A 22,023-nucleotide genomic window follows, 5' to 3' on the forward strand; every position below is an offset into this window, starting at 1 on the left:
CAATGAAAGAGATACTTCAAAAATTGACTAATAATTACATTCTTACGCAACAGGAAGCCAAGGATACGTTAATTCAGTTAGCAAATGGTGCTTACAATGAGAGTCAAATGGCTGCTTTCATGACGGTGTACTTAATGCGGAGCATCAGAACGCATGAATTAGCTGGATTCAAAGACGCAATGCTTGAACTATGCAAACCCATTAACTTAAATGGTTATAATGCCATGGATATGTGCGGAACAGGTGGTGATGGTAAGGATACTTTCAATATTTCTACGACCTCCAGTTTTGTAGTTGCGGGTGCTGGTCAAAACGTCGCCAAGCACGGAAACAATGGCGTATCTTCCATGTGTGGATCGTCTAATTTACTTGTTCATCTTGGTTATGAATTTAAGGCGGAAGAAGATGAGCTGAAAAGAAGTTTGGATGAGGCCGGTATTTGTTTTCTACATGCGCCGTTATTTCATCCGGCTATGAAGAATGTGGCTCCGGTAAGAAGAGATCTAAGTTTAAAGACATTTTTCAATATGCTAGGGCCGCAGGTGAACCCTAGTAGACCGGAAAAACAATTAATCGGTGTGTACAACCTTGAACTGGCTCGATTGTATCAGTATTTACATCAAAATGAAAATCGAGATTGTGCCATTGTACATGCACTTGATGGTTATGATGAGATATCACTGACGGGAGCCTTTAAAGTAATTACCAATCATGCAGAAAGAGTCTATTATCCTGATCATTTGGGTTTGGCGCAAGTCACTCAAAAATCCATAAATGGAGGAGACACAATTGAAGCTTCGGCACAAATATTTATAAACGTGCTCAAAGGCGAGGCAACAAAAGCTCAAACTGATGTGGTGCTGGCCAATTCCGGACTTGCACTGACTGTAGGCAAAGAACTATCAGATATTACTGATGGAGTAGCCATGGCTCGTGAATCAATCGAATCAGGTCGGGCATATACATGTTTCAAAACATTTTTAAATCCAAACAAGACCCAAATTTCAATCACATAAGTCATGAATGTATTAGATAAAATTGTTCAAACAAAAAAAGAGGAAGTGGCTTATCAGAAGTCCGTGATATCAATTGATGATTTGATACGGTCAAGTCATTTTGAGCGTGAATGTTATTCTGTTAGCCAAAATCTGCTTCAGGCAGCGCCTTATGGGATCATATCGGAATTTAAGAGACAGTCTCCTTCTAAGGGGGTTATCAATGACAAAGTCGATGTAGCTGAGGTCTCGAAAGGATACTGCCAGGCAGGTGCCTCTGCTATTTCGATACTTACTGATAAGGACTATTTTGGCGGAAGTATCGAAGACTTGCAGCGAGCAAAAAAGCATATGACATGTCCCGTTTTGCGTAAAGATTTTGTTGTCGATGAATTTCAAATTTATGAAACAAAGGCCATTGGTGCAGATCTGATGCTACTAATCGCAGCTATTTTAACTAGAGATGAGATAGTGAAGTTTACTGATTTGGCTCACAAACTTGGACTTGAAGTGCTTTTAGAAATTCACAATGAAGACGAATTTAATGATGGTTATTATGAGGCCGTAGATATTCTCGGGGTGAATAATAGGGATTTGAAGCTCTTCAGAACTACCATTCAGAACTCAATTGATTTAGCCAAAATATTACCTGCTGAGCAATTGAAAATTTCTGAAAGTGGTATTTCCTCAACAAAGGAGATGGATATATTGGCAGCTGAGGGATACAAAGGTTTTTTGATTGGCGAGCAATTCATGAAGCATAGTGATCCTGCCCATGAGTTGAAGAAGTTCATGGAAACGCAACTGGCTAAGGGATGAAGATCAAGGTATGTGGCATAAGAACCAAGGCAAACTTGACTTTTCTGAAGCAGGAGACGGTTGACTTTGTAGGGTTTATTTTCTATTCTAAATCTGGCCGGAACTTCGTTGAAGGCAACTTGACTAACGACGATCTCATTCATTGTGACAAACAAAAAGTGGGTGTATTTGTTAATGAGTCCATTTCCACAATTGAAAAGACCGCTAAGGCTTATGATCTGGACTATATTCAACTGCATGGAGATGAATCAGCTGAGTACTGTAGACAATTGAAAATGAATGGATATAAGCTATTTAAGGCCTTTTCTATTTCAAATGAACTACCGTCTGATTTGCGCGATTATGAGCCTTATGTAGATTATTTTCTATTTGATACCAAAGGATCATCTTATGGTGGAAATGGCACTCAATTCGATTGGTCCGTGCTTGACGACTATGGGCTAGGTAAACCCTTTATTCTAAGTGGAGGAATAGGGTTAGAGGATGTGGAAAGTTTAAAAAAAATAAAACATCCTAAGCTATTTGCTGTGGATGTGAACAGCTGCTTTGAATTCTCCCCTGGAGACAAGGATGAGGCAAGACTGAAAGAATTTTTTAATGAAATAAAAGTAAATAGATAGATGGAAACCAGGTTAAAACCGGATAGAAGAGGGTATTTTGGGAATTTTGGGGGCGCTTTCGTGCCAGAGATGATGCAGGCCAATGTAACAGAGCTGAGGGAGAATTACGAAGAAATTATTGCAAGCAGTGAATTTAAGGCAGAGTTCGGGAAATTGCTTTCTGATTATGTAGGACGGCCCTCTCCACTCTATTTAGCAACTAGGCTTTCTGAAAAATATGGAGCAAATATATATTTGAAAAGAGAGGATTTGAACCATACAGGTTCACACAAAATAAATAACGCGTTAGGGCAGATTATACTCGCAAAAAAGCTCGGTAAAAAGAAAATTATTGCGGAAACAGGAGCTGGGCAGCATGGTGTCGCAACAGCTACAGCTTGCGCATTAATGGGCCTTGAATGTATTGTTTTTATGGGCGAAATCGATGTAGCAAGACAGGCTCCCAATGTAGGGAGAATGAAAATGCTTGGTGCTGAGGTAGTTCCGGTTTCTTCTGGTAGTAAAACACTGAAAGATGCTACTAACGAGGCCATGCGCTATTGGATCAGCAATCCATTTGAAACACATTACATTATTGGCTCTGTGGTCGGTCCTCATCCATATCCGGATATGGTGGCCAGGTTTCAATCCGTGATTAGCGAAGAGATCAGAAAGCAACTGCTTGAGGTAACGGGATCAGAATATCCTGACCGTGTGATAGCCTGTGTTGGAGGAGGGAGTAATGCCTCTGGTGCCTTTTTTCATTTTATCGAAGAGGGAAAGGTGGAGCTCATCGCTGCAGAAGCAGCAGGAAAAGGTCTTGAGTCAGGATTTACTGCTGCTGCCACTTTCAAAGGAAAAAGTGGAATACTACATGGAAGTAAGACCTTATTTATGCAAACGGATGATGGGCAGGTGGTGGAGCCTCATTCAATTTCGGCAGGTTTAGATTATCCGGGAATTGGACCAGCATTGGCGCATTGGTTCGAATCTGGCCGGGTGAAATATGAGGCGGTGACTGATGATGAGGCGATGACGGCCGGCAAGGAATTATGTCTGTTAGAGGGAATCATTCCTGCTGTAGAATCTGCTCATGCGCTGGCAACTCTGGACAAACTAAACATCAAACCAGGTGAGGTTATTGTGGTTAATCTATCAGGTAGGGGAGATAAGGATTTAGAATCTTACTTGCAAAGACTGTAATTCAATTTATATTATAAAGAATCAATTTCTATAATGAAAAATAGAATAAATAACTTAATAAAATTAAAAGATAATATTTTATCTATCTATTTTACTGCTGGTTATCCGCAGCTAAATGACACTGTAAATGTCATTAAAAAATTAGAGGAGAATGGCGCTGATCTTATAGAGATTGGCGTGCCATTTTCGGACCCCGTAGCTGATGGGCCAACAATACAATATAGCAATACTGTAGCCATTGAAAATGGCATGACAGTCAAGCTGCTTTTCGAGCAATTAAAGAACATCCGAGAAGCGGTTGATATACCGCTGATTATGATGAGTTCTTTGAACCCAATTGTTCAGTATGGGTTTGAGAATTTCTGTAAGAAATGTAAAGAAATAGGTGTTGATGGTTTGATCATCCCAGACTTACCTATTGAGGAATATATTGAGAATTACAAAGAGATGGTCGAGGCTAGTGGCTTGCGAAATATTATCTTGGTGACGCCTGCCTCAACTGATGAAAGAGTACGCCTGGTGGACGAACATACCGACGGGTTTATCTATATGGTTTCCTCATCAAGTACTACTGGCGAAAACAAGAATTTCGCAACGGATTTTGAAGATTTTGCAGACCGTCTGTTGGCCATGAAATTAAAAAATCCGCTGATCACAGGCTTTGGTATCAAAGATAAGAATTCCTTCGATCAGGTGTGTAAATTTTCAAAAGGGGGGATTATAGGAAGTGCTTTTGTTAAGTCACTTGCAGAAACGAAAGATATCGGTGAAAACATAACTAAATTCATGGATCAGTTTGCTTAATTTTTCTTTTTAGACGTGTCTAAAAATATCCATATAACATTCTATTAATCAACGAACTTAAGATATCTTGTTTTAAGAATAATTAAGGTCTATGTAAGAAATATAGAGTGAATCCTTTTTTTAGTATTACTCTGCTGTTTTTAAAGCTTGACTAAGGTTGATATCCCTTGTTGTGAGTAGACATTTTCAGTTTTTTTTTACTCCATGTAGTTACTAGAATATCAAGTACGATACTGATACTGTATTGACGCATACCTGGAATAAAACAAGGCGCTCATTTGATTTAAAATTATTCTTCTTATTTTGGCGGTTCATTCTATACCAAACAGCATCCAAAATTGATTAACCTCTTAGGACTTTTTAGGTTATTTCCACTCATTGAGAGCCAATCGTTGTGCAAGCAAATTTAGTTTTGCATTTAACTTATTGTGTCTTGTATTGAGCATTGAGGTTAGGTAAGTGATAGTTGTTGATAGAAGAAGATTTGAAGTAAGAATTCTTAAAAATCAATATGGAAGACAAACAAGAAATTTTTGGCCATCCTAAGGGACTTTATATCTGTTTCCTGACGGAAATGTGGGAACGATTTTCATTCTATGGAATGAAGTTTTTGCTGGTTTTGTACTTAACCAAATATCATCTATTCACAGATAATGGAGGGCTTGATGTACTTGGTGCTTATGCCGGATTGGTGTATGCGCTACCTGTCATCGGAGGTATGCTGGCCGACAGGTATTTAGGCATGCGCAAAGCCGTGATATTTGGAGGGATTATGCTTTGTTTCGGACACCTTGGTTTGGCCTTCGAAGGAGATCAGGCTAAGATGGTAGACGGCACACTTGTTCAAGATGATTTTGCACTAAATATTTTCTATTTTTCACTGGCATTAATCATTGTTGGTGTTGGCTTTTTGAAACCAAATATTTCTACCATTGTTGGCAAGCTTTATGAAGTTGGAGATAAAAGAAGAGACTCCGGTTTTACTATTTTCTACATGGGTATTAACCTCGGATCATTCTGGGCAACCATACTATGTGGGTATCTTGGAGAGAACTATGGATGGGGCTATGGTTTCGGGTTGGCTGGTATTGGTATGCTGCTCGGTTTGGTTGTGTTCTTATGGGGACAAAAATATTTAGAAGGTCATGCTGATCCTGAAAATCCTGCAGTACTCAAGGAAAAAAGCCCGATTGGAATCAACAAGGAGTTGACTATATACTTAGGTTCTTTGGTATGCGTACCTTTAATCTGGTTTTTGGTTCAATCGAATTCTATCGTACACAACACACTTAATGGAATGGCATTTGCCGTACTGGTATGGTTGATTTGGTTTTTATATAAGGAGTGTAATAAGGTTGAACGTGGTAGGATGACGGTGTTGGCTTCATTGACACTTTTCACCGTGGTTTTCTGGGCATTGTTCGAGCAGTCAGCTGCTTCAATGACTTTGTACGCCGATAGGGTCGTGGATAGGGTCTTGGTGGACATGACGTATTTACCGGGTGAAACAACGGGTCTTTATATCATCGCCTTTATTGTTATTCTTATTCCTTTTGTTATTGGATTTTTAGGGAGGAGCAAGTTCTATACAATGAATAATGCTGAAAAAATGATTGTAGGAATACTATTTGGCGTGATTTCTCTTGTATTCATTTATAAGGGAATTGACACCATTGGGTTTGCTGGTGAAGTTGCGGAGTCTGTTTCAGGATTGCCTGTGATATGGGAGGTCACGGCGGTACAGACCGGCTCGCTTAATGCTATGTTCATTTTCTTGCTGGCTCCTTTATTTGCGTGGCTGTGGACATTTTTAAGCAAAAATAAAATGGAACCTGGTACACCACTTAAATTTGGTTTAGGCATACTCCAGGCAGGTTTGGGTTTTGGTGCACTTGTATTGGGAGCTACAATGCCAGATGCCTCTGGTAAAGTGGCCTATATCTGGATTGTTCTAGCTTACCTACTCCATACCACAGGAGAATTATGCTTGTCTCCAGTAGGGTTATCAGCTGTGACAAAACTTTCTGTACCAAAAGTTGTAGGCTTCATGATGGGTGTCTGGTTCCTTGCAACTGCCTATTCGGAACTGGTGGCCGCTCAAATTGCAAAATTTGCGTCTATGGATACAGAAGGTGGGGTAGTTGCCGATGTAGCCGCCGCTAGTGCTATATATGCAGATTTCTTTTCTTCACTGATGTGGGTTGGTGTTGCCATCAGCGTGGTGTTGTTTGTTCTTTCTCCTCTGATGAAGAAAGGTATGCACGGAGTCAATTAGCATTGTGTTACTAAAAAATGTAATAGCCACATGCCTAGTAGCGTGTGGCTTTTTTATACCAAAATTGACCCTTTTAGACTGAATTTGTACCATTAGCAGCAGGCCGACATTGCATATAGTTCAATCTTATTATATTCGACAAATTTTAAGTCTTAGAATATGAATGCAAAACAACAACCCGAACTATTTGGTCACCCAAAAGGCCTCTTTTACTTATTCTTCGCTGAACTGTGGGAACGATTCAGTTTTTACGGCATGCGCGCGTTGCTCACGCTATATATGGTGAACGAGATGTTTAGTGCCTCCGCTGATAGAGATACAATAGCATTTGGTATATATGCTGCATATGGCATGCTAGTTTATGCTACGCCGGCCATCGGAGGAATGGTTGCTGATAGACTTCTGGGTTTTAGAAGGGCAGTGATGTTAGGTGCCATATTCTTTACGCTTGGTCATTTTATTCTGGCTATAGAGCATCCTATTGCTTTTTTTACTGCTTTAGGGTTACTCATTGTCGGTAATGGATTCTTTAAACCAAATATTTCATCCTTTGTTGGTACGTTGTATGAAAAGGGTGATGTTAGAAGAGATTCAGGATTTACCATTTTTTACCTGGGAATTAATGTTGGAGCAGCTGTCGCACCTATTCTTTGCGGATGGTTGGGAGCGACTTATGGTTGGCATTATGGTTTTGGTGCTGCTGGTATCGGTATGTTAACCGGCTTGATCGTATTCTATAGAGGAACTAAAGAAGGCGTCTTTGGCGATCATGGTTTGCCACCCTCAGAAGAGGCACTGGACGAAAAGGTCTTCGGATTAAGGAAAAAGCAGTGGGTACCTGTAGTAGCTGTACTATTGGTGCCAGTTATTGCCTACCTAATTCAGTTTGGAGACTTTGTCTTAACTGCTTTTGGAGACGTGATGTTTGAAGGGACAATCGTATCGTTTATTTTTAATATTCTCGTACTCGGTGTATTGGGCTTTTTGATTTGGACATTTACCCAAGTTTCTGGTAAAGAGAGAGGCCAACTCTTTATGGTCTTGTACATGACGCTACTGATGACCGTTTTTTGGGCTTTTTATGAACTGACAGGAAGTTTACTCACCCTATTTGCCGACAGGAACGTGGAATTGGTGATGTTTACCGCAGCTGGAACAAACGGAATAACTGCAATTTTTGTCGTGCTATTGGCGATTCCATTTTCAGCCATGTGGATAGCTATGCAAAAAAGAAATTTGAATCCAAGGACACCGTACAAATTTGCGATTGGACTCCTATTGATCGGAGTAGGGTTTTATGTGCTTGCTCTTAGTGGTGGGTTTGCAAATAGTGAAGGTAAAGTACCAATGATATTTCTCGTGGCTGGGTATTTCTTATTTGTTGTTGGTGAGTTGAATATGTCACCCGTTGGGTTATCAAAGATCACCGAATTAACACCAAAGAAGCTGGTAGGTTTTATGATGGGTATTTGGTTTATGGCAGTGGCCTACGCTTTCAATATTGGAGGACTGATTGGTAGAAGTATGGCAATTAATACAGACGATATCACTTCGGCTTCGGGTATGGATTCATTGGCGGTATATGTTGAAGGCTTTGAAAATATAGGAATGATTGGTCTTGGTCTTGGCCTTGGTGCACTTGTGCTGGCTCCATTCTTGAAAAAATTGATGCACGAAGTGCATTAGATAGACTGAATCAGTCTATAAAAAAAGCTCGTTAGAATACTAACGAGCTTTTTTATGATATTTAATTTATTTCTTATTCGAAATCAACTTTCCCTGAGTCCAGATTATAATAAGCAGTCAGAATTTTCACACCATCAGATGCCACCGCGTTGGAAATAATATCTGACTTCGAGGTCAAAGTGCCTGCTGATATATTTGCATTTTCCTTAACTATATCTGCCAAGGGCGCGTCTGCACCAATTTTGTCTACTGCTGGCTGAATATAACTTATCAACTTGTTAAGATTAGCCCCTGCATCACCGCCCTGGACCGCGGCACCAACGGCACCACAACTCTGATGACCCATGACCGCTATTAGTTTAGTTCCTAAATGTGCTACGGCATATTCAATACTGGCAATGGTCGAGGTGTTGGCTACGTTGCCAGCAACACGTAGTACAAATATTTCACCGAGGCCGGTGTCAAAGGCTAATTCGGGAGCCACGCGGCTATCAGCACATGATAATATGATTGCATATGGAGATTGTCCTCCGGTTAGACTTGCAATTTTTGCCTGATCCTGTGCAGCGGTAGATGGTTTTGTATTAACAAAACGCTCGTTTCCTTCCTTTAGTCGTTGTAGTGCTTCTTTCCAGTTCATGTTTATGTATTTTGAAATTTAATTCGTAATTCAATGAAAAATTAGTTCAAGAAACCAAATAAAGCCAAAGACATTGGTTCCTTTTTTAATTTTACCATGACAAAGGTGAGAAAAAAAGACCTACAATTTCAATAGGTCTTTTTTCGGATATTGGTACGTATTTTCTGCAAGTTTTCTAATTATTCCTGCCTCAAAGAGTCCACAGGGTTGCCCATGGAAGCTTTAAGGGTTTGAAAACTGATGGCTAATCCGCCAATAAATACGACAATAAATGTCGATGTAAGGTAGATCCATGGACTAATTGAAAGGCGATCCGCAAAATTTTGTAGCCAATAATCAGTAGCAAAATAGGCAAGGGGCCATGCAATTAGCGTCGATATGATGATCAATTTTACGATCTCATTTGATAGTAATTTAATAAGCGTGGTTGTGCTGGCTCCCAGTACTTTTCTGATGCCAATCTCTTTTTTGCGTATGGCTGCCGTGTAGGTGACCAACCCAATGAGTCCCAGACAGGCAATGAAAATAGATAGCCCTGCAAACACGACAAAAACTTGAGCAGTAGTTGATTCTGAGTTGTAAAGATTAGCATAGTCATCATCGAAAAAGAAATATTGAAATGGCTTGTTGTAGGAGTGATTAAACCAAGTACTTTCAATGAATTGTAATGTTTCGCGGACGTTGTGCGTGTTGCTAAGTTTAATGGTGACATACCCTTCCCAGTTTCCAGGCATCAACCTGAGCATAGAAGGCTCAATAGGTTTGTGTAGTGATTCTATATGATAATCCTTTACTACACCTATAATCGTCATCAGTTGCTTATTACCTTGGCGATCCTGATTGATGAATCTTTTACCCAACGGTTCGTCGTAACCAATAGTACGGACGGCGGCCTCATTAATAACCACTCCATTCGAATCGGATGGATAATCTTTGGAGAAAAACCGGCCCTCTACCAATTCCAGATTCATGAGCTCGGCGTAACCGAAACTGACTCTATTCTCAAAAAGAAGATATGGAGATTCAGGGTTCTCCTCAGTCATGTGCGCATTGTTGTTGTATCTATCCTTACCAGGAATTGACATGGCATTGGCTACTTCTTTGATGTTCGGATTTTTTAACAAGTCATTTTTGAAGGTCTCCAGGTTATTTCTCAATACATCAGATCTTCGAATTACGACAATTTGTTCCTTATCAAATCCAAGATTTTTATTGAGCATGAAGTCAATCTGATTATAAACGACCACAGTACCTATAATTATGATGATGGCTGCAGTGAACTGTATAATCACGAGTAAATTTCTCATCCATCCGGCTTTTGCCCCTGTGCTCATCGTTCCCTTGAGTACGTGTACGGGTTGGAAAGCAGCTAGCACAAAAGAAGGGTAGAAACCGGCCATGATTCCAATTAGGATGGCCAAGCCTGATAAAGCGGCTATACTCCAGACACTTGAGGTCAATGAGTAGGCGATTTCTTTTCCAATTAACTCGATGAAATATGGAGTTAGTAAGAATACTAATAAGGAAGCAAGCAGCGTAGCTATAGCTGAAACGACTATAGATTCAAAGATGAACTGCGTTACTAATCGGCGTTTACTTGAACCAACCACCTTCCGAATACCTACTTCTTTTGCTCTCGAAGAGGATTGTGCAGTTGCCAAATTCACAAAATTGATGATGGCAATAGAAAGCAAGACCAGGGCAATCAAGGAGTAAATATAGATATAAGATATATCGCTATTGGCTTGCATCTCTTCGTCTACACTGGAATGAAGGTAGATGTTTTCAAGTGGCATGAGATAGTATCCGAATGAGTTACCGGCACTTTCCCAGGCATCCATAGTGGTGCCGAGAAATTGCTCGACCTGAGGTCCCACATATTTGTAAACAAGTTCTTGGATTTTCTCTTCGAATGCTCCAACATCGGCATTCTCATTTAGAGTAATGTAGGTATAATGATTGTGGCTCACCCACTGATTGTTATTCCAATGGCGATACGTACTCATCGAGCCCATCATATCGAATTGCATATGCGAATGATCAGGAACATCTTCCATTACACCTGTAACCGTATAGAATATAGTATCTTGCTCTACGGTGAGTTTTTGACCCAAAGGATCCTCATCGCCAAAATACTTTTTGGCATAACTTTCAGTTAATACCACCGATCTTGGCTTAATCAGGGCCGTTCGTTGATCTCCTGAAAGGAGTTTAAAATCAAAGACATCAAAAAACGAAGAATCGGCAAATAGAACGCCATCCTCGTTGAATTTTTTTTCGCCCCGACCGATAAACCAGGCGCCACTTTCTTTAATTCGCGTCACTTTGGTGACTTCTGGATATTCGTTGAGTAGAGCCTGAGCCATGGGCGAAGCTGTAGCTGCCATGTCCATAGATTGCCCCATCATTTGTCCGTGTACATGCACCCGGTAAATATTGTGGGACTCGCTATGGAATCGGTCATAACTGAGTTCATTGATAATGTAGAGGGAGATAAAAATGAAACTTGCGATACCAATGGCAAGGCCACCAATATTGATCAGAAAATAGCTTTTATGCTTCAGCAGGTTTCTGATTGCCGTGAGATAAAAGTTTTTGAGCATGATATTGAGTTTTTGATTTGAGTTTTCTTGCTGAAATTACGGTCTAATAGTGCAACTATTAGATGTCGTAAATGCACCTTTGGTTGCATGTTAGTTAAATTTAGTTGCTGTTTATTACAAATATTAAAAATCTGATTGCCTTGTATGCATACTGCCTCACTAAGTGAATTAAAAAAAGAACTTAAACTTTTGTCGCAAGAAGAACTCTTGTCCGTTTGTCTGCGGTTGGCCAGGCACAAAAAGGAAAACAAAGAATTACTTCATTATTTGCTTTTGGAGTCAGACAATGAGGCTTTTTATATCGAACAGGTAAAAGATGATATCACTGCGGCTTTTGGTTCGCTCAATTCCACGAGTTTGTACCTGGCAAAAAAGACGATTCGCAAAGCACTACGGTTGGCCAATAAACAAATTCGCTATTCAGGAAATAAGCAAACGGAAATAGAAATTCTGATGTTCTTCTGTCAATCACTTGTCGAACTGAATCTTCCATTGCAAGAAAGTAAAGTGTTGATAAATCTATTACAAAACCAATTGAAAAAGATTGATAAGTCCTTACTTGCTTTGCATGAGGATTTGCAATATGACTATCAGGAAGGGCTCAAAGAATTGAAAGTCAGGATAAAATTTAATTATTGACCATGGCTAAATAGGTCTTTCTAACTTCAGTTGGTGTTTGAAATGTGGTTGCTTTAGATGCTCGGTTAAACGAACCAATGGAACTGAATCCTGTTTTGTAGGCTATCTCAAGTATAGTTACTTCTTTTTTCGACAAGGTCAACCTTTCGTTGCTTTTGTGCTTCATAAATGGCCAAGAGTACGACTAGAAGAAGGCCGAGCTTGAATCCAGTGAGAGGATTTGTATGGAACTAGCAATCAATGAAAAATTGATTCAGTAGAGCAGGACCACGTCTAATTAGCGGACAAAAAAAGACAGCCTGATCAAGGCTGTCTTCTTACTCGCAAAACTAATAATGATTTCTTAGTTGGCCGTATAAGACTCGTTGTCTACACTTAGATTTAGCATTACACCTTTACTGGCTCTCAATGACTTTCCTTTTAGAATTACAGCCTTATTGATTGGTTCTGCATTGTCAGCAGCAGATACGATCATAATTCTGTTGACCATGGGGTCTGTACCGTTTTCAAAAGAAACCGTGATACCCTGAGGCAGATTCGAATCAATTAATAGGTCGATTGAAGTCTTTTTGTATGACTTCGATCTGTTTAAAGTCACCTCATATTTTTTTGTTTCCCCTGGTTGTACAGCAATGTTTTTTTCTGACACCGAAATGGTGAATTCCTTCTTTGGAATCTCTTGTGCAAATGTAGACACGGATGAAAGAAGCGCTACAGTAAGAATTAAGGCTAATTTTTTCATGATTTAGATCTTTAGAACAAATTGGTTAAACGTTCGAATTTCTGTCAAAATAAAATCCCGAGTAGGGAGATATGCAAAGTTATACGATCATTCGAACAAAAGGTTGTTTTGTTCGAAAAAATAATTCTTACTTTTTCCTAATGCCGTCAAGTACAAGACTTACGGCGTACAAAATTTGTTCTCTGATGTGCGTCCAATCGTCTTCGGTAGGGTAGGTATGTAAAAACATACTTAGTTGATCGTACTGAATGGAGAACTTGATGAGAAAAAGTGCTTCCGCTACTTTTTCTACTTCGCAATTCTTGAATTCACCACTTTCAATGCCTTCATTTATAGCGCCTATATAGAAACCGATACCACCTCGATTAATCTTATTGACGAATGATCGGTATAAATTCCTTGTTTCAATGAGCGCTTTAACAGGGATTTTATGCTCCATAACTACCTTTTCGTAATAATTGAGCGATTGTGTGATGTATGCGAGTATTTTGTCTGAGGGGTTATTTTCTTTATTTGCCTCGGTTTCAAATATCTTAAATTTTTCGCCCCAATCATTCTTGAAAGAACACATAAAGAGGTCCTCCTTGTTTCTGAAATAATAGTACAAGGAAGATTTGCGCATGCCTACAGCTTGAGAAATGTCATCCACGCTTGTTTTTGCATACCCCTGTCTGTTGAAGAGTAATTTGGCTGCGTCCAGTATCTGATCTCTTTTGTCTGCCATCTAGATTATTAATAATACCATTTTTCTCGTTAAATAAAAAAGGGCTGCACTCATGTGTGCAGCCCAATCCATTTCTTTATTTGGCGAGGAAAGAGTATTTCTTTCCGTATTCCAACATTTGTTTAGTAAAATCCATTGGATAACTCACTTCGATGTCGGTGATATTTCCCGCATCGTCCGTTACCGGTACCAATTCAGGATTGATAAACCCTCCGTAAGGTGCACCTTTTAGCTTAGCTGCTCGATCCAATACTTCTTGATGCAATTTTGTATCCACTTTCACACCGTAACTTTCTACAAGAGCCTTGGCTGCTTCATAATCGCCTTCAGACTTGATTCGCTGAGTTTCCCTCAATAGTCTTCCGAAAATTTCTCTGAGCTTCTCATAGTCATTGATGACAAAATAAGTATTGCCGTCTTTTTCTTTCCTCTCAATGATGTTATCAGCTTTGCCTTGTTCGAAAGACCAAGCAGACACCCAAGCTCGATTTCTCATATGAGCTTCTTCAATATCTTCTCCCAATTTTAGTCTTCTCAATTGGGTCATCATGCCGTTTCTTATATAGCCGTCATACTCTTCCTTGCCCACTTCGAGGCTTTCTATTAAGCCTAGTTCAACCAGTTTAGGATCCATGAGATAGTAGAGACCGACTAGATCGGCACGTCCTTCTTCGATAGTAGAAGAGTAGTTTTTTAAAGTCTCTTTTGGGGTACCAACTCCAGGGTTTAATTTACCGGAAGCATGTCCAATCACCTCATGAAGTGCAGTATGCATTTTGTCGCCAATCTCACCGTGATTCTGTGCTCTTTCCAACTCGGCCTGATTATAAGCAAATTCTGCAGTAAATCCGGCAGTGCCCGCTTTGTCATAGGCGTCAATGATGTTCCCTAAGCTCACGGATTTTGATCCATGTTTGGCTCTGATCCAGTTGGCGTTAGGCAAATTCACGCCAATAGGTGTGGAGGGAGAAGCATCACCTGATTCTCCGGCTACATTCACGACCTTGTAACTTACACCGACTACATTTTCTTTTTTGTGCTCATTCATGATTGGAGAGTTATCTTCGAACCATTGTGCATTATCGGATAGTACTTTCATTCTTGCTGATGCATCGAAGTCATTTACCTGAATGATTGACTCATACGATCCACGATAGCCTTTGGGGTCATTATATACTTCAATAAATCCGAGTATATAATCGATGTCACCAGCAGTCGCAGCTGCCCATACTACATTATATTCATCCCAGGTTTTTAATGAACCTGTTTTGAAGTACTCTATGAGTAATTCAAAGCCTCTTTTTTGCGCCTCATTTTCAGCAACAGTAATTGCCTTTTCAAGCCAATAAATCATCTGATCAATAGCTTCACCATACATTCCACCGGATTTCCAAATCTCTTCGCGTAGCTGGCCATTTTCATCTCTAACCAACTTTGAGTTCAAACCATAAGAAAGTGGTTCTTCAGCATTTTTGTCTGTGATTTGAGCATAGAACTCATCCACATCTTCCGCAGTCACATCCGGGTCATAAAAGTTGCTGGCCGAGCCTAGAAGTAATCCTTTCTCAGGGTCTAGGTTCACTTTTTTATTATCAATTGAAGGATCAAAAATGGTGTTTACAATTTCTTCGGTTAATTGGGTATTTGTGTCATCCAATAGACTTTGAAAATATTCCTGTCTAAAACCGGGTTCAATTTTAGCCATGGAATAGTGGTGATGAATTCCATTGGAGAACCAGACTCTTTTGACATAAATCATAAATTGATTCCAATCTTCGTTTTCTCTGTCGCCTTCAAAATTGTTAATGACATTTTCCAAAGCGCTTCGGATGGCTAGATTATGCCGATAGTTCTGATCCCAGATTATATCTCTACCGGATAGCCCGGCCTGAGTAAGATAATAGGCAAGTTTCTTTTGATCTAATGTCAATTGATCAAATCCGGGAACCTGGTATCTGATCATTTTTAGATCTGCAAATTGTTCGGTCTTCCAAACAAAATCGTCTTCAGCAACAACTGGTTGTTCCTCTTTAGCTGTGGGAGTACAAGACCAGGATAGTGCAATTAGTAATAAATATGTTAGCTGTTTTCTCATGTCTTAATGGGTATGTGTTTTTAAACAATCTCGCAATATACAATTCATGCTTGAAATCACCATAGTAAAATCAATGGAGCGGGGAAAATAGAGGATGTTTAGCTGAAGAGTCCGTGCAACTCTACATCAATCTTGGAAACTATGGTGGCAAAGTCTTCCTGATTGATGACGAAGTCAATGTTGTTGACATCGATGATCAAAAGTTTGCCTTCTTTATAATTGGCTATCCAATGGTTATAGTGTTCGTTTAAGCCTTGCAAATAGTCAATTCGAATAGCACTTTCATAGTCGCGTCCACGTTTTTCAATGTTCTTCACCAGTTTATCAATATCTGATTTGAGATAAATCAAAAGATCCGGTGCCTTCACAAAATTGATCATTGAGTCAAAGAGCGTCAAATAGTTTTGATAATCCCTATCATTAAAATACCCCTGATGATGCAGGCTTTTTGCAAAGATGTAAGCATCCTCATAAATCGTTCGGTCCTGGATGACTGTCTTTTCACCTGCTCTGACCTTGTTTACCTGCTCGAATCGGCTATTCAAAAAATACACTTGAAGGTGAAAGGACCATTTCGTCATATCTCCATAGAAGTCGGCCAGATAGGGGTTGTCTTCTACATCTTCAAATTCAGCCTGCCAACCATAGTGTTTGGCGAGCATTTCTGTAAGTGTGGTTTTTCCAGCGCCTATGTTGCCAGATACTGCGATATGTTTGGGGTGTAAAGCCATTGGAACAAAGGTAATAGTACGGTTGATTAATAAAAGTATGAATCTTAGAATGTGGATAAATTCTTCCAGGTGTTTACTTAACCCTAATTAATCATCTGGGTTATACGAAATTGTATATATTTTTGAACCAAATACCGATTACAAATCAAATAGAAAGATTGGATTTTATAAGCAAGGACATTCAGGACTATTCCGCACGTCATACTACAGTAGCAGGCAAGCTGCTGGAAAAAATTGATCGTGAAACCAACCTTAATGTGCTCCGGCCAAGAATGCTTTCAGGGCATGTCCAGGGCAGAATTCTATCTATGGTCTCACATATGATTCGTCCGAAAACCATACTGGAAATCGGCACTTACACTGGATATTCAGCGCTTTGTATGGCTGAAGGATTAGCTGACAAAGGGAAGCTTTTTACGATCGATATCAATGAGGAGTTGGAACCCATTGTGAATCGCTATTTTCAGGAATCTGACTATTCGGACCAACTCCAATATATGATTGGTGATGCGTTGGATTTGATTCCCTCTCTGAATGAGACATTTGACCTGGTATTTATTGATGCTGATAAGGTTAATTATTACAATTATTACCAACTGGTTATAGACAAAATGGCCCAAGGTGGATTTATTATTGCGGACAATATTTTATGGAGTGGTAAGGTTATCTCAAAACCAAAACCCAATGATAAGGACACTAAAGCACTGATAGAATTTAATAAAAAAGTTCATGAAGACCCAAGAGTCGAAAACGTACTCATGGCCGTAAGAGATGGACTGATGATACTTCGTGTATTATGAAATACTGTTTGCTATTCTTTTTTTACCTGTGTGCCTCACTGATTTATGCAAATGATGACGTAAGAAGGGTACGCGTGCCAAGTGAAATCACGCTAGGTGATATGAAACTCAAAATCTCAGATGGGGCAAGACGAAACATTCAAAAGGATGTGGATGCGCTGATCAAAAGCCCCAAATACATGGAGATCAAAGCAGATCGTGCCAGAATTTACTTCCCAATTATAGAAAGGGTACTGAAAGAAGAGGGTATTCCCACAGATTTCAAGTTTTTGGCACTTCAAGAGAGTGCATTGATTTCTGATGCAGTATCATCAGCTAATGCCGTTGGCTTTTGGCAATTCAAAGATTTTACGGGACGAGAGGTAGGCTTGCGAATCGATCGTAGTGTAGATGAGCGTTTGAATATAGTTGCGTCTACTCATGGAGCGGCTAAGTATTTCAAAAGACATAATTTCTATTTCGATAATTGGGTGTACACCATCCTGGCGCATATGACTGGACGAGGCGGCGCAGCGAAGTATGTGAGTAAAAGTAATTTTGGAAAGAAACGAATGACATTGGATGCGAAGACGCATTGGTACGTTGTGCGCTTTTTGGCACATAAAATTGCCTACGAAGGTATAACGGGCGGAAAAAACAGCGAGGGCCTGAGCTTGGTTGAATATAAAAAGGGAAAGGGGAAATCACTTTCGGCCATAGCAAAGGATGCGAAGGTGGATGAAACAGAGTTGGAAAAATATAATAAGTGGCTGAAGACCAATAAGGTGCCTGGAGAAAAGGAATATTCTGTCATGCTTCCCATTCGCGGCAAAGCACCTAAGATGAAAGAGGGTAAATCAAAACCTGAAAATAAGGAAAGAGAGGAAACTGACGATGATTTGATTTCCGTTAAAATCTACCCCTCCATTGACAAAGATCTCAACGTCTCGGGGACGATTTATATAAAAATTAACGGTCTGCCCTCCATACTTGCCAAGCGTGGTGATGGCATCATTGTTCTGGCAAAAAAGGCCAACCTGACTCCGGAGCGTTTCGCCAAGTACAATGATTTGAAAATGACCGATATTATCAGGGAGGGAGATATCTACTATACCCGACCTAAGCGGAACAAAGGGAAGATCTATTTTTATACCGTACAGCCTAATGAAACCCTATGGGATGTTTCACAGAAATTTGGAATCAAACTAGTCAAACTAGCTAAGCTGAACCGAATGGCGACCATAGATGATATAGAACCAGGCCGAGTACTTTGGTTGCATAAAAAGCGCCCGACCAATATGCCCATTGAGTATAGGGAACTTCCTAAGCTTCCTGTGGATGAGGCCATTCCTTTAAAAAAGATAGAAGTGCCAGTGAGGGTGACTCCGGAAATAGTAGAAGAAGTAAAGGTATCAGAAGATTCAATTACTCCTGCTCGTCAAGAAATGAAAGAAACCGTTGAGACGAAAGATGAGGTAGTAGAGGTCATCTCAGAATTGGACGAGCCGATTAAGATCACTAATCATCTGGTGATGAAAGGCGAGACCTTGTATGCTATCGCTAAGAAGATGGGTGTATCTGTGGAAAATTTGGTGGAGTGGAATGACTTGTATGACAATTCAATTAGAGTAGGCCAAAACTTAATCATTCATGGTACATTAGAAGAAAACACCCAGGCGCCAGCCTCAGAAACAGTCAATTTTCATGTGGTAGAACCGGGAGATACCATGTACGGCATTTCGAAAAAGTATAATATCTCTGTAGAAAACCTCCTTAAATTCAATCAGAAGGATAACTTCAATCTTGACGTGGGGGAGCGGTTGAGGGTGAGATGAGTTTACGATCTATGATTTAGGTTTGTGAATCTGATTTTTATATTGTAAATGCTCACTTTTTTATCTTAAATACTCATATAAATATAGGAATAAGTCTAATCCATATTGGATAGTATTATAGATGCATATTAATTACTTAAAAATAATTAATATATGCTCACTTGAATATATTAATGACTCATAGTAACATTGTATATACTCATAGTAATATTGTATATACTCACATTTGAGTAGCTAAATCTTAATATATAATATCAAAATCTAACCTAAACCATGCTAAAGCTTAACCTTAACCATATTTTTACTTTACGTCGCATCAAAAAACCATACACTTATCTTAAATCATTAGGTTTTAGTCATGATGTTGCGCACCGTCTGGTTAATCACAAAGTCAGCGGTTTAAAAATGTATCAGATTGAAAAAATTTGTCAGGCACTTTATTGTACTCCAAACGATCTATTCGAATGGGATGGTACCGGGCAGACTTTCGATCCCAATCATCCCCTAAGTACTTTAAAGAGAAATGAAGAACACCTGAAAGGGTTGGACTTGTTGGAGAAACTTCCCATGAGCAAAATGACAGAACTGAAAAACCTTCTGGATGACATGAACATGGAATAGCTTTTTGTGAAGGCTTGGAGCATTTTAATGCAATCAATCCGGGTAAGTGAGCAGGGAGGGGCACTTACCTTCTATATCGCTCTGGTTCGTGTCCCCACGAACCTTCATTCACAATTGGTTATTTCAAAATTCGTTGCCAAGATGTTTTAAAAAACCAAAATCATTGCCTCCAATCTCATAATATGCCCCAGAAGAATAATGATAATCTACCCAATCATTTGCCAGATTCCATTTGCCGTTAACAGGGTTGTTATGGATGTAATCCAATTTTTGGTAAGCAACTTTTGGAGTCCAAAGTGGCGTCGCTTTTGAGTCTCTCTGCCAAAACTCATGTGCTTTGTTGGGTGCATTTACCAAATAGGAAGTGAGTTCCTTTAAATCTAGCATTTTCTTAAATTGATGAGCGGTGAATTTCAACAAAGAGGCGCTTGGCGGCTCTTTTCCATTTTTTGAGTTTAGTCGCCATATCAAGTGGATATGATTAGGCATAACAACAAAGCCAAACACATCAATTAGTTTCTTGCTTGATAAATAAGTCAGAGACTCTATAATTACATCTTTGAAGTTATTAGTTTCAAGCAAAGGCTGCCAGTTGTTTATAGTAGCCGTCCAGAAATAAATTTGGTTTGGTTCAATATATGATTTTCTGATGTCAGGATGATGCATGACGAAAGATAGTGAATTGAAGTTGTTTTAGATAGTTCGTGAAGACACGAACCTTGGCCGTGGTGAATTGATGTTGTTTTAGATAGTTCGTGAGGACATAAACTTTGGCGACCCATGCTATGGCTCGTGTCTTCATGAGCCACTCCTGCATGCGAGCCATTGCTCTGCTATGGTCCTTGCCCTACGAACTTACCCGCCCCAGCTCAGTTGTTATTTCCCTCTACGCTCAGGTTCGTGTCCCCACGAACCTTCTTTGAGGGGTATCACTATAGCTTATGAAGGTCCAGATTACCTGCTTCAACTCAATTCTTCAATGCTTCCAATTCCTTTTTCATTTTGCTCATTTCCTCCATCATTTGGATTTGGTACAAGGTCAATTCTTCAATTTTTTTCAAAAGCCTCAAATTCATGTCTCCCAGGTCCATGCCGTCTTTGCCAATTTCAGCGGCGGAAGGAATTTCAGGTAGATGTTTGTTGGCTTCTATGTAAGCTTTCGTTTCCTGGAGGGTTCTGAGCTCATAGTCTTCTTCAAAAACATAATCTGGTACACTGTTGACATCTGCCATCACTTCAACTTTAGTTGCTTTTATTGTGCCATCGACCGCCAGTTTGGATTTGGGGTCTGCTGTTCCGATGCCTACGTTGCCGTTACTCTTGGTATAAATTGTTGCAGTAGGAGTGAGTGCTTCCATTTTAAATGGTTCAGTAGCATTTGTCGCGTCCTGGATTATAAATCTACCGTTGTTGTCAATTCGAGTTTCCCAGGATACTGACCCCGTTCGTTCCAGTAAAAAGGACGGAGCAGCTGAAGAAACGTGTAATAACTTAGATGGGCTTGTGGTTCCTATGCCTACGTTACCATTATTATTAATAATAATTCCTTTTCCAGAATTATATAACCTTAAGTCATATCTAGGTCTACTAGTATGAAGGCCTAATGTCTTACTTCCACTACTGCCTTCGCCAAGCCACTAAATTTCATCACCACTCTTGTCATAGCCTCCTATCCATCTGTGGAAAGCATTTTCAGTATCTTCATTTTCAGTATCTTGAAGTTTAATGACTGCTCCATCTCCAGCTACATGTAGTTTAGAGTCAGGACTAGTGGTTCCAATTCCTACATTTCCATTTCCTAATAATTTAAGTTGTGCTTTACCTCCTGCAGCCAGTGTAAGAGTTCTATTTCCTGTATTGTCTTGAGTTCCGATTGAAATATCTTCACTGCCGGATGCTCCTCCATAACCAAAAAGCCAGGTTCCTCCATTTCCTCTAAGTGCAGCGTAATCATTGGTTGTCAGGTATACATTTGGAGAGCTAGAATGTATGTGCAATATTCCAGATGGGCTGGTAGTTCCAATACCCACATTCCCAGAAGAAGGGAAGGTGTTTTGCGCTAGGGCACCTTGAGATGCCACAAAAAGTGAAATTGCTACGATTATTCTTTTCATGTTGTAAATATTATTTGAATAGGATGTGCTGCTGGTGACAAAAGTAGCACAATTACAAATTGATTCAATTCCTAAAATTAATTTTGTATTTAGTAAGCTGATCAGGCCATCAATTTGGA

The 22,023-nt window shown here is 39.7% G+C and carries 21 protein-coding genes; 11 read left to right on the top strand and 10 right to left on the bottom strand.

Going from position 1 to position 22,023, the window contains the following annotated elements; genetic code table 11:
* Positions 1-2: 2 nt before the first annotated feature.
* The 7 genes from trpD to ABJD64_RS08690 all read left to right on the top strand — a co-directional run bounded on the left by trpD (position 3) and on the right by ABJD64_RS08690 (position 8,381).
* A complete protein-coding gene (gene trpD / locus ABJD64_RS08660) occupies positions 3-1,016 on the top strand; it encodes an anthranilate phosphoribosyltransferase (protein WP_348181851.1) in 1,014 nt (337 codons plus the stop codon).
* A gap of 3 nt (positions 1,017-1,019) precedes the next feature.
* A complete protein-coding gene (gene trpC, locus ABJD64_RS08665) occupies positions 1,020-1,814 on the top strand; it encodes an indole-3-glycerol phosphate synthase TrpC (RefSeq protein ID WP_348181852.1) in 795 nt (264 codons plus the stop codon).
* Positions 1,811-2,434 carry a phosphoribosylanthranilate isomerase gene (locus tag ABJD64_RS08670; protein ID WP_348181853.1) on the top strand — a complete coding sequence of 208 codons (624 nt, stop codon included), beginning with the start codon at positions 1,811-1,813 and terminating at the stop codon, positions 2,432-2,434. Before trpC ends, ABJD64_RS08670 begins: the two co-directional genes overlap by 4 nt.
* On the top strand, positions 2,435-3,616 hold the full coding sequence (gene trpB, locus ABJD64_RS08675; protein WP_348181854.1) for a tryptophan synthase subunit beta: 1,182 nt from the start codon (positions 2,435-2,437) through the stop codon (positions 3,614-3,616).
* A gap of 33 nt (positions 3,617-3,649) precedes the next feature.
* Complete coding sequence (gene trpA / locus ABJD64_RS08680; RefSeq protein ID WP_348181855.1) at positions 3,650-4,420, top strand: tryptophan synthase subunit alpha; 771 nt, start codon at positions 3,650-3,652, stop codon at positions 4,418-4,420.
* Positions 4,421-4,931: 511 nt separating this feature from the next.
* Complete coding sequence (locus ABJD64_RS08685; RefSeq protein ID WP_348181856.1) at positions 4,932-6,695, top strand: peptide MFS transporter; 1,764 nt, start codon at positions 4,932-4,934, stop codon at positions 6,693-6,695.
* Positions 6,696-6,854: 159 nt separating this feature from the next.
* A complete protein-coding gene (locus tag ABJD64_RS08690) occupies positions 6,855-8,381 on the top strand; it encodes an oligopeptide:H+ symporter (RefSeq protein ID WP_348181857.1) in 1,527 nt (508 codons plus the stop codon).
* 73 nt (positions 8,382-8,454) lie between these two features.
* Here ABJD64_RS08690 and ABJD64_RS08695 read toward each other — a convergent pair whose 3' ends face one another.
* Together ABJD64_RS08695 and ABJD64_RS08700 are read right to left on the bottom strand one after the other, a co-directional pair.
* Complete coding sequence (locus ABJD64_RS08695) at positions 8,455-9,021, bottom strand: carbonic anhydrase (protein WP_348181858.1); 567 nt, start codon at positions 9,019-9,021, stop codon at positions 8,455-8,457.
* A gap of 179 nt (positions 9,022-9,200) precedes the next feature.
* A complete protein-coding gene (locus tag ABJD64_RS08700) occupies positions 9,201-11,624 on the bottom strand; it encodes an ABC transporter permease (protein WP_348181859.1) in 2,424 nt (807 codons plus the stop codon).
* 144 nt (positions 11,625-11,768) lie between these two features.
* On the opposite strand from ABJD64_RS08700, the gene ABJD64_RS08705 reads away from it, so the two are divergent.
* A complete protein-coding gene (locus ABJD64_RS08705; RefSeq protein ID WP_348181860.1) occupies positions 11,769-12,263 on the top strand; it encodes a hypothetical protein in 495 nt (164 codons plus the stop codon).
* Here the strand turns inward: ABJD64_RS08705 and ABJD64_RS08710 are convergent.
* The 5 genes from ABJD64_RS08710 to ABJD64_RS08730 form a co-directional block, all read right to left on the bottom strand.
* Complete coding sequence (locus tag ABJD64_RS08710) at positions 12,253-12,429, bottom strand: hypothetical protein (RefSeq protein ID WP_348181861.1); 177 nt, start codon at positions 12,427-12,429, stop codon at positions 12,253-12,255. The two genes, ABJD64_RS08705 and ABJD64_RS08710, sit on opposite strands and share 11 nt — an antisense overlap.
* A gap of 177 nt (positions 12,430-12,606) precedes the next feature.
* Positions 12,607-13,005 (bottom strand): hypothetical protein, encoded by a 399-nt coding sequence (locus ABJD64_RS08715; RefSeq protein ID WP_348181862.1) that lies wholly within the window; start codon positions 13,003-13,005, stop codon positions 12,607-12,609.
* 127 nt (positions 13,006-13,132) lie between these two features.
* Positions 13,133-13,729, bottom strand: coding sequence for a TetR/AcrR family transcriptional regulator (locus tag ABJD64_RS08720; RefSeq protein ID WP_348181863.1), 597 nt, complete (start codon positions 13,727-13,729; stop codon positions 13,133-13,135).
* Positions 13,730-13,805: 76 nt separating this feature from the next.
* The gene (locus ABJD64_RS08725; RefSeq protein WP_348181864.1) at positions 13,806-15,824 is read right to left on the bottom strand and encodes a dihydrofolate reductase; all 2,019 of its coding nucleotides are present in this window, start codon (positions 15,822-15,824) and stop codon (positions 13,806-13,808) included.
* Between the two features lie 98 nt (positions 15,825-15,922).
* Positions 15,923-16,555, bottom strand: coding sequence for a deoxynucleoside kinase (locus ABJD64_RS08730; RefSeq protein ID WP_348181865.1), 633 nt, complete (start codon positions 16,553-16,555; stop codon positions 15,923-15,925).
* A 158-nt stretch (positions 16,556-16,713) separates the two neighbouring features.
* Between ABJD64_RS08730 and ABJD64_RS08735 the strand changes: the two genes are divergently transcribed.
* From ABJD64_RS08735 to ABJD64_RS08745, 3 genes are all read left to right on the top strand, one after another.
* Positions 16,714-17,355: an O-methyltransferase gene (locus ABJD64_RS08735; RefSeq protein ID WP_348181866.1), complete on the top strand. Its 642-nt coding sequence runs from the start codon at positions 16,714-16,716 to the stop codon at positions 17,353-17,355.
* Positions 17,352-19,169, top strand: a complete 1,818-nt coding sequence (locus tag ABJD64_RS08740; protein WP_348181867.1) for a LysM peptidoglycan-binding domain-containing protein — start codon at positions 17,352-17,354, stop codon at positions 19,167-19,169. The genes ABJD64_RS08735 and ABJD64_RS08740 overlap by 4 nt, the downstream gene beginning before the upstream one ends.
* A gap of 273 nt (positions 19,170-19,442) precedes the next feature.
* Positions 19,443-19,790: a helix-turn-helix transcriptional regulator gene (locus ABJD64_RS08745; RefSeq protein ID WP_348181868.1), complete on the top strand. Its 348-nt coding sequence runs from the start codon at positions 19,443-19,445 to the stop codon at positions 19,788-19,790.
* Between the two features lie 123 nt (positions 19,791-19,913).
* Here the strand turns inward: ABJD64_RS08745 and ABJD64_RS08750 are convergent, their stop codons facing one another.
* The 3 genes from ABJD64_RS08750 to ABJD64_RS08760 form a co-directional block, all read right to left on the bottom strand.
* On the bottom strand, positions 19,914-20,456 hold the full coding sequence (locus tag ABJD64_RS08750) for a transposase (protein WP_348181869.1): 543 nt from the start codon (positions 20,454-20,456) through the stop codon (positions 19,914-19,916).
* A gap of 302 nt (positions 20,457-20,758) precedes the next feature.
* Positions 20,759-21,148, bottom strand: coding sequence for a hypothetical protein (locus ABJD64_RS08755; RefSeq protein WP_348181870.1), 390 nt, complete (start codon positions 21,146-21,148; stop codon positions 20,759-20,761).
* Between the two features lie 279 nt (positions 21,149-21,427).
* The gene (locus tag ABJD64_RS08760) at positions 21,428-21,904 is read right to left on the bottom strand and encodes a hypothetical protein (protein ID WP_348181871.1); all 477 of its coding nucleotides are present in this window, start codon (positions 21,902-21,904) and stop codon (positions 21,428-21,430) included.
* Between the last annotated feature and the right edge of the window lie 119 nt (positions 21,905-22,023).

This window comes from Reichenbachiella sp. (assembly GCF_039944555.1).
Lineage (GTDB): Bacteria > Bacteroidota > Bacteroidia > Cytophagales > Cyclobacteriaceae > Reichenbachiella.

Coding starts and splice junctions, on each gene's coding strand:
- trpD (WP_348181851.1), top strand. CDS start 3: ATGAAAGAGATACTTCAAAAATTGACTAATAATTACATTCTTACGCAA.
- trpC (WP_348181852.1), top strand. CDS start 1,020: ATGAATGTATTAGATAAAATTGTTCAAACAAAAAAAGAGGAAGTGGCT.
- ABJD64_RS08670 (WP_348181853.1), top strand. CDS start 1,811: ATGAAGATCAAGGTATGTGGCATAAGAACCAAGGCAAACTTGACTTTT.
- trpB (WP_348181854.1), top strand. CDS start 2,435: ATGGAAACCAGGTTAAAACCGGATAGAAGAGGGTATTTTGGGAATTTT.
- trpA (WP_348181855.1), top strand. CDS start 3,650: ATGAAAAATAGAATAAATAACTTAATAAAATTAAAAGATAATATTTTA.
- ABJD64_RS08685 (WP_348181856.1), top strand. CDS start 4,932: ATGGAAGACAAACAAGAAATTTTTGGCCATCCTAAGGGACTTTATATC.
- ABJD64_RS08690 (WP_348181857.1), top strand. CDS start 6,855: ATGAATGCAAAACAACAACCCGAACTATTTGGTCACCCAAAAGGCCTC.
- ABJD64_RS08695 (WP_348181858.1), bottom strand. CDS start 9,021: ATGAACTGGAAAGAAGCACTACAACGACTAAAGGAAGGAAACGAGCGT.
- ABJD64_RS08700 (WP_348181859.1), bottom strand. CDS start 11,624: ATGCTCAAAAACTTTTATCTCACGGCAATCAGAAACCTGCTGAAGCAT.
- ABJD64_RS08705 (WP_348181860.1), top strand. CDS start 11,769: ATGCATACTGCCTCACTAAGTGAATTAAAAAAAGAACTTAAACTTTTG.
- ABJD64_RS08710 (WP_348181861.1), bottom strand. CDS start 12,429: ATGAAGCACAAAAGCAACGAAAGGTTGACCTTGTCGAAAAAAGAAGTA.
- ABJD64_RS08715 (WP_348181862.1), bottom strand. CDS start 13,005: ATGAAAAAATTAGCCTTAATTCTTACTGTAGCGCTTCTTTCATCCGTG.
- ABJD64_RS08720 (WP_348181863.1), bottom strand. CDS start 13,729: ATGGCAGACAAAAGAGATCAGATACTGGACGCAGCCAAATTACTCTTC.
- ABJD64_RS08725 (WP_348181864.1), bottom strand. CDS start 15,824: ATGAGAAAACAGCTAACATATTTATTACTAATTGCACTATCCTGGTCT.
- ABJD64_RS08730 (WP_348181865.1), bottom strand. CDS start 16,555: ATGGCTTTACACCCCAAACATATCGCAGTATCTGGCAACATAGGCGCT.
- ABJD64_RS08740 (WP_348181867.1), top strand. CDS start 17,352: ATGAAATACTGTTTGCTATTCTTTTTTTACCTGTGTGCCTCACTGATT.
- ABJD64_RS08745 (WP_348181868.1), top strand. CDS start 19,443: ATGCTAAAGCTTAACCTTAACCATATTTTTACTTTACGTCGCATCAAA.
- ABJD64_RS08750 (WP_348181869.1), bottom strand. CDS start 20,456: ATGCATCATCCTGACATCAGAAAATCATATATTGAACCAAACCAAATT.
- ABJD64_RS08755 (WP_348181870.1), bottom strand. CDS start 21,148: ATGGAAGCACTCACTCCTACTGCAACAATTTATACCAAGAGTAACGGC.
- ABJD64_RS08760 (WP_348181871.1), bottom strand. CDS start 21,904: ATGAAAAGAATAATCGTAGCAATTTCACTTTTTGTGGCATCTCAAGGT.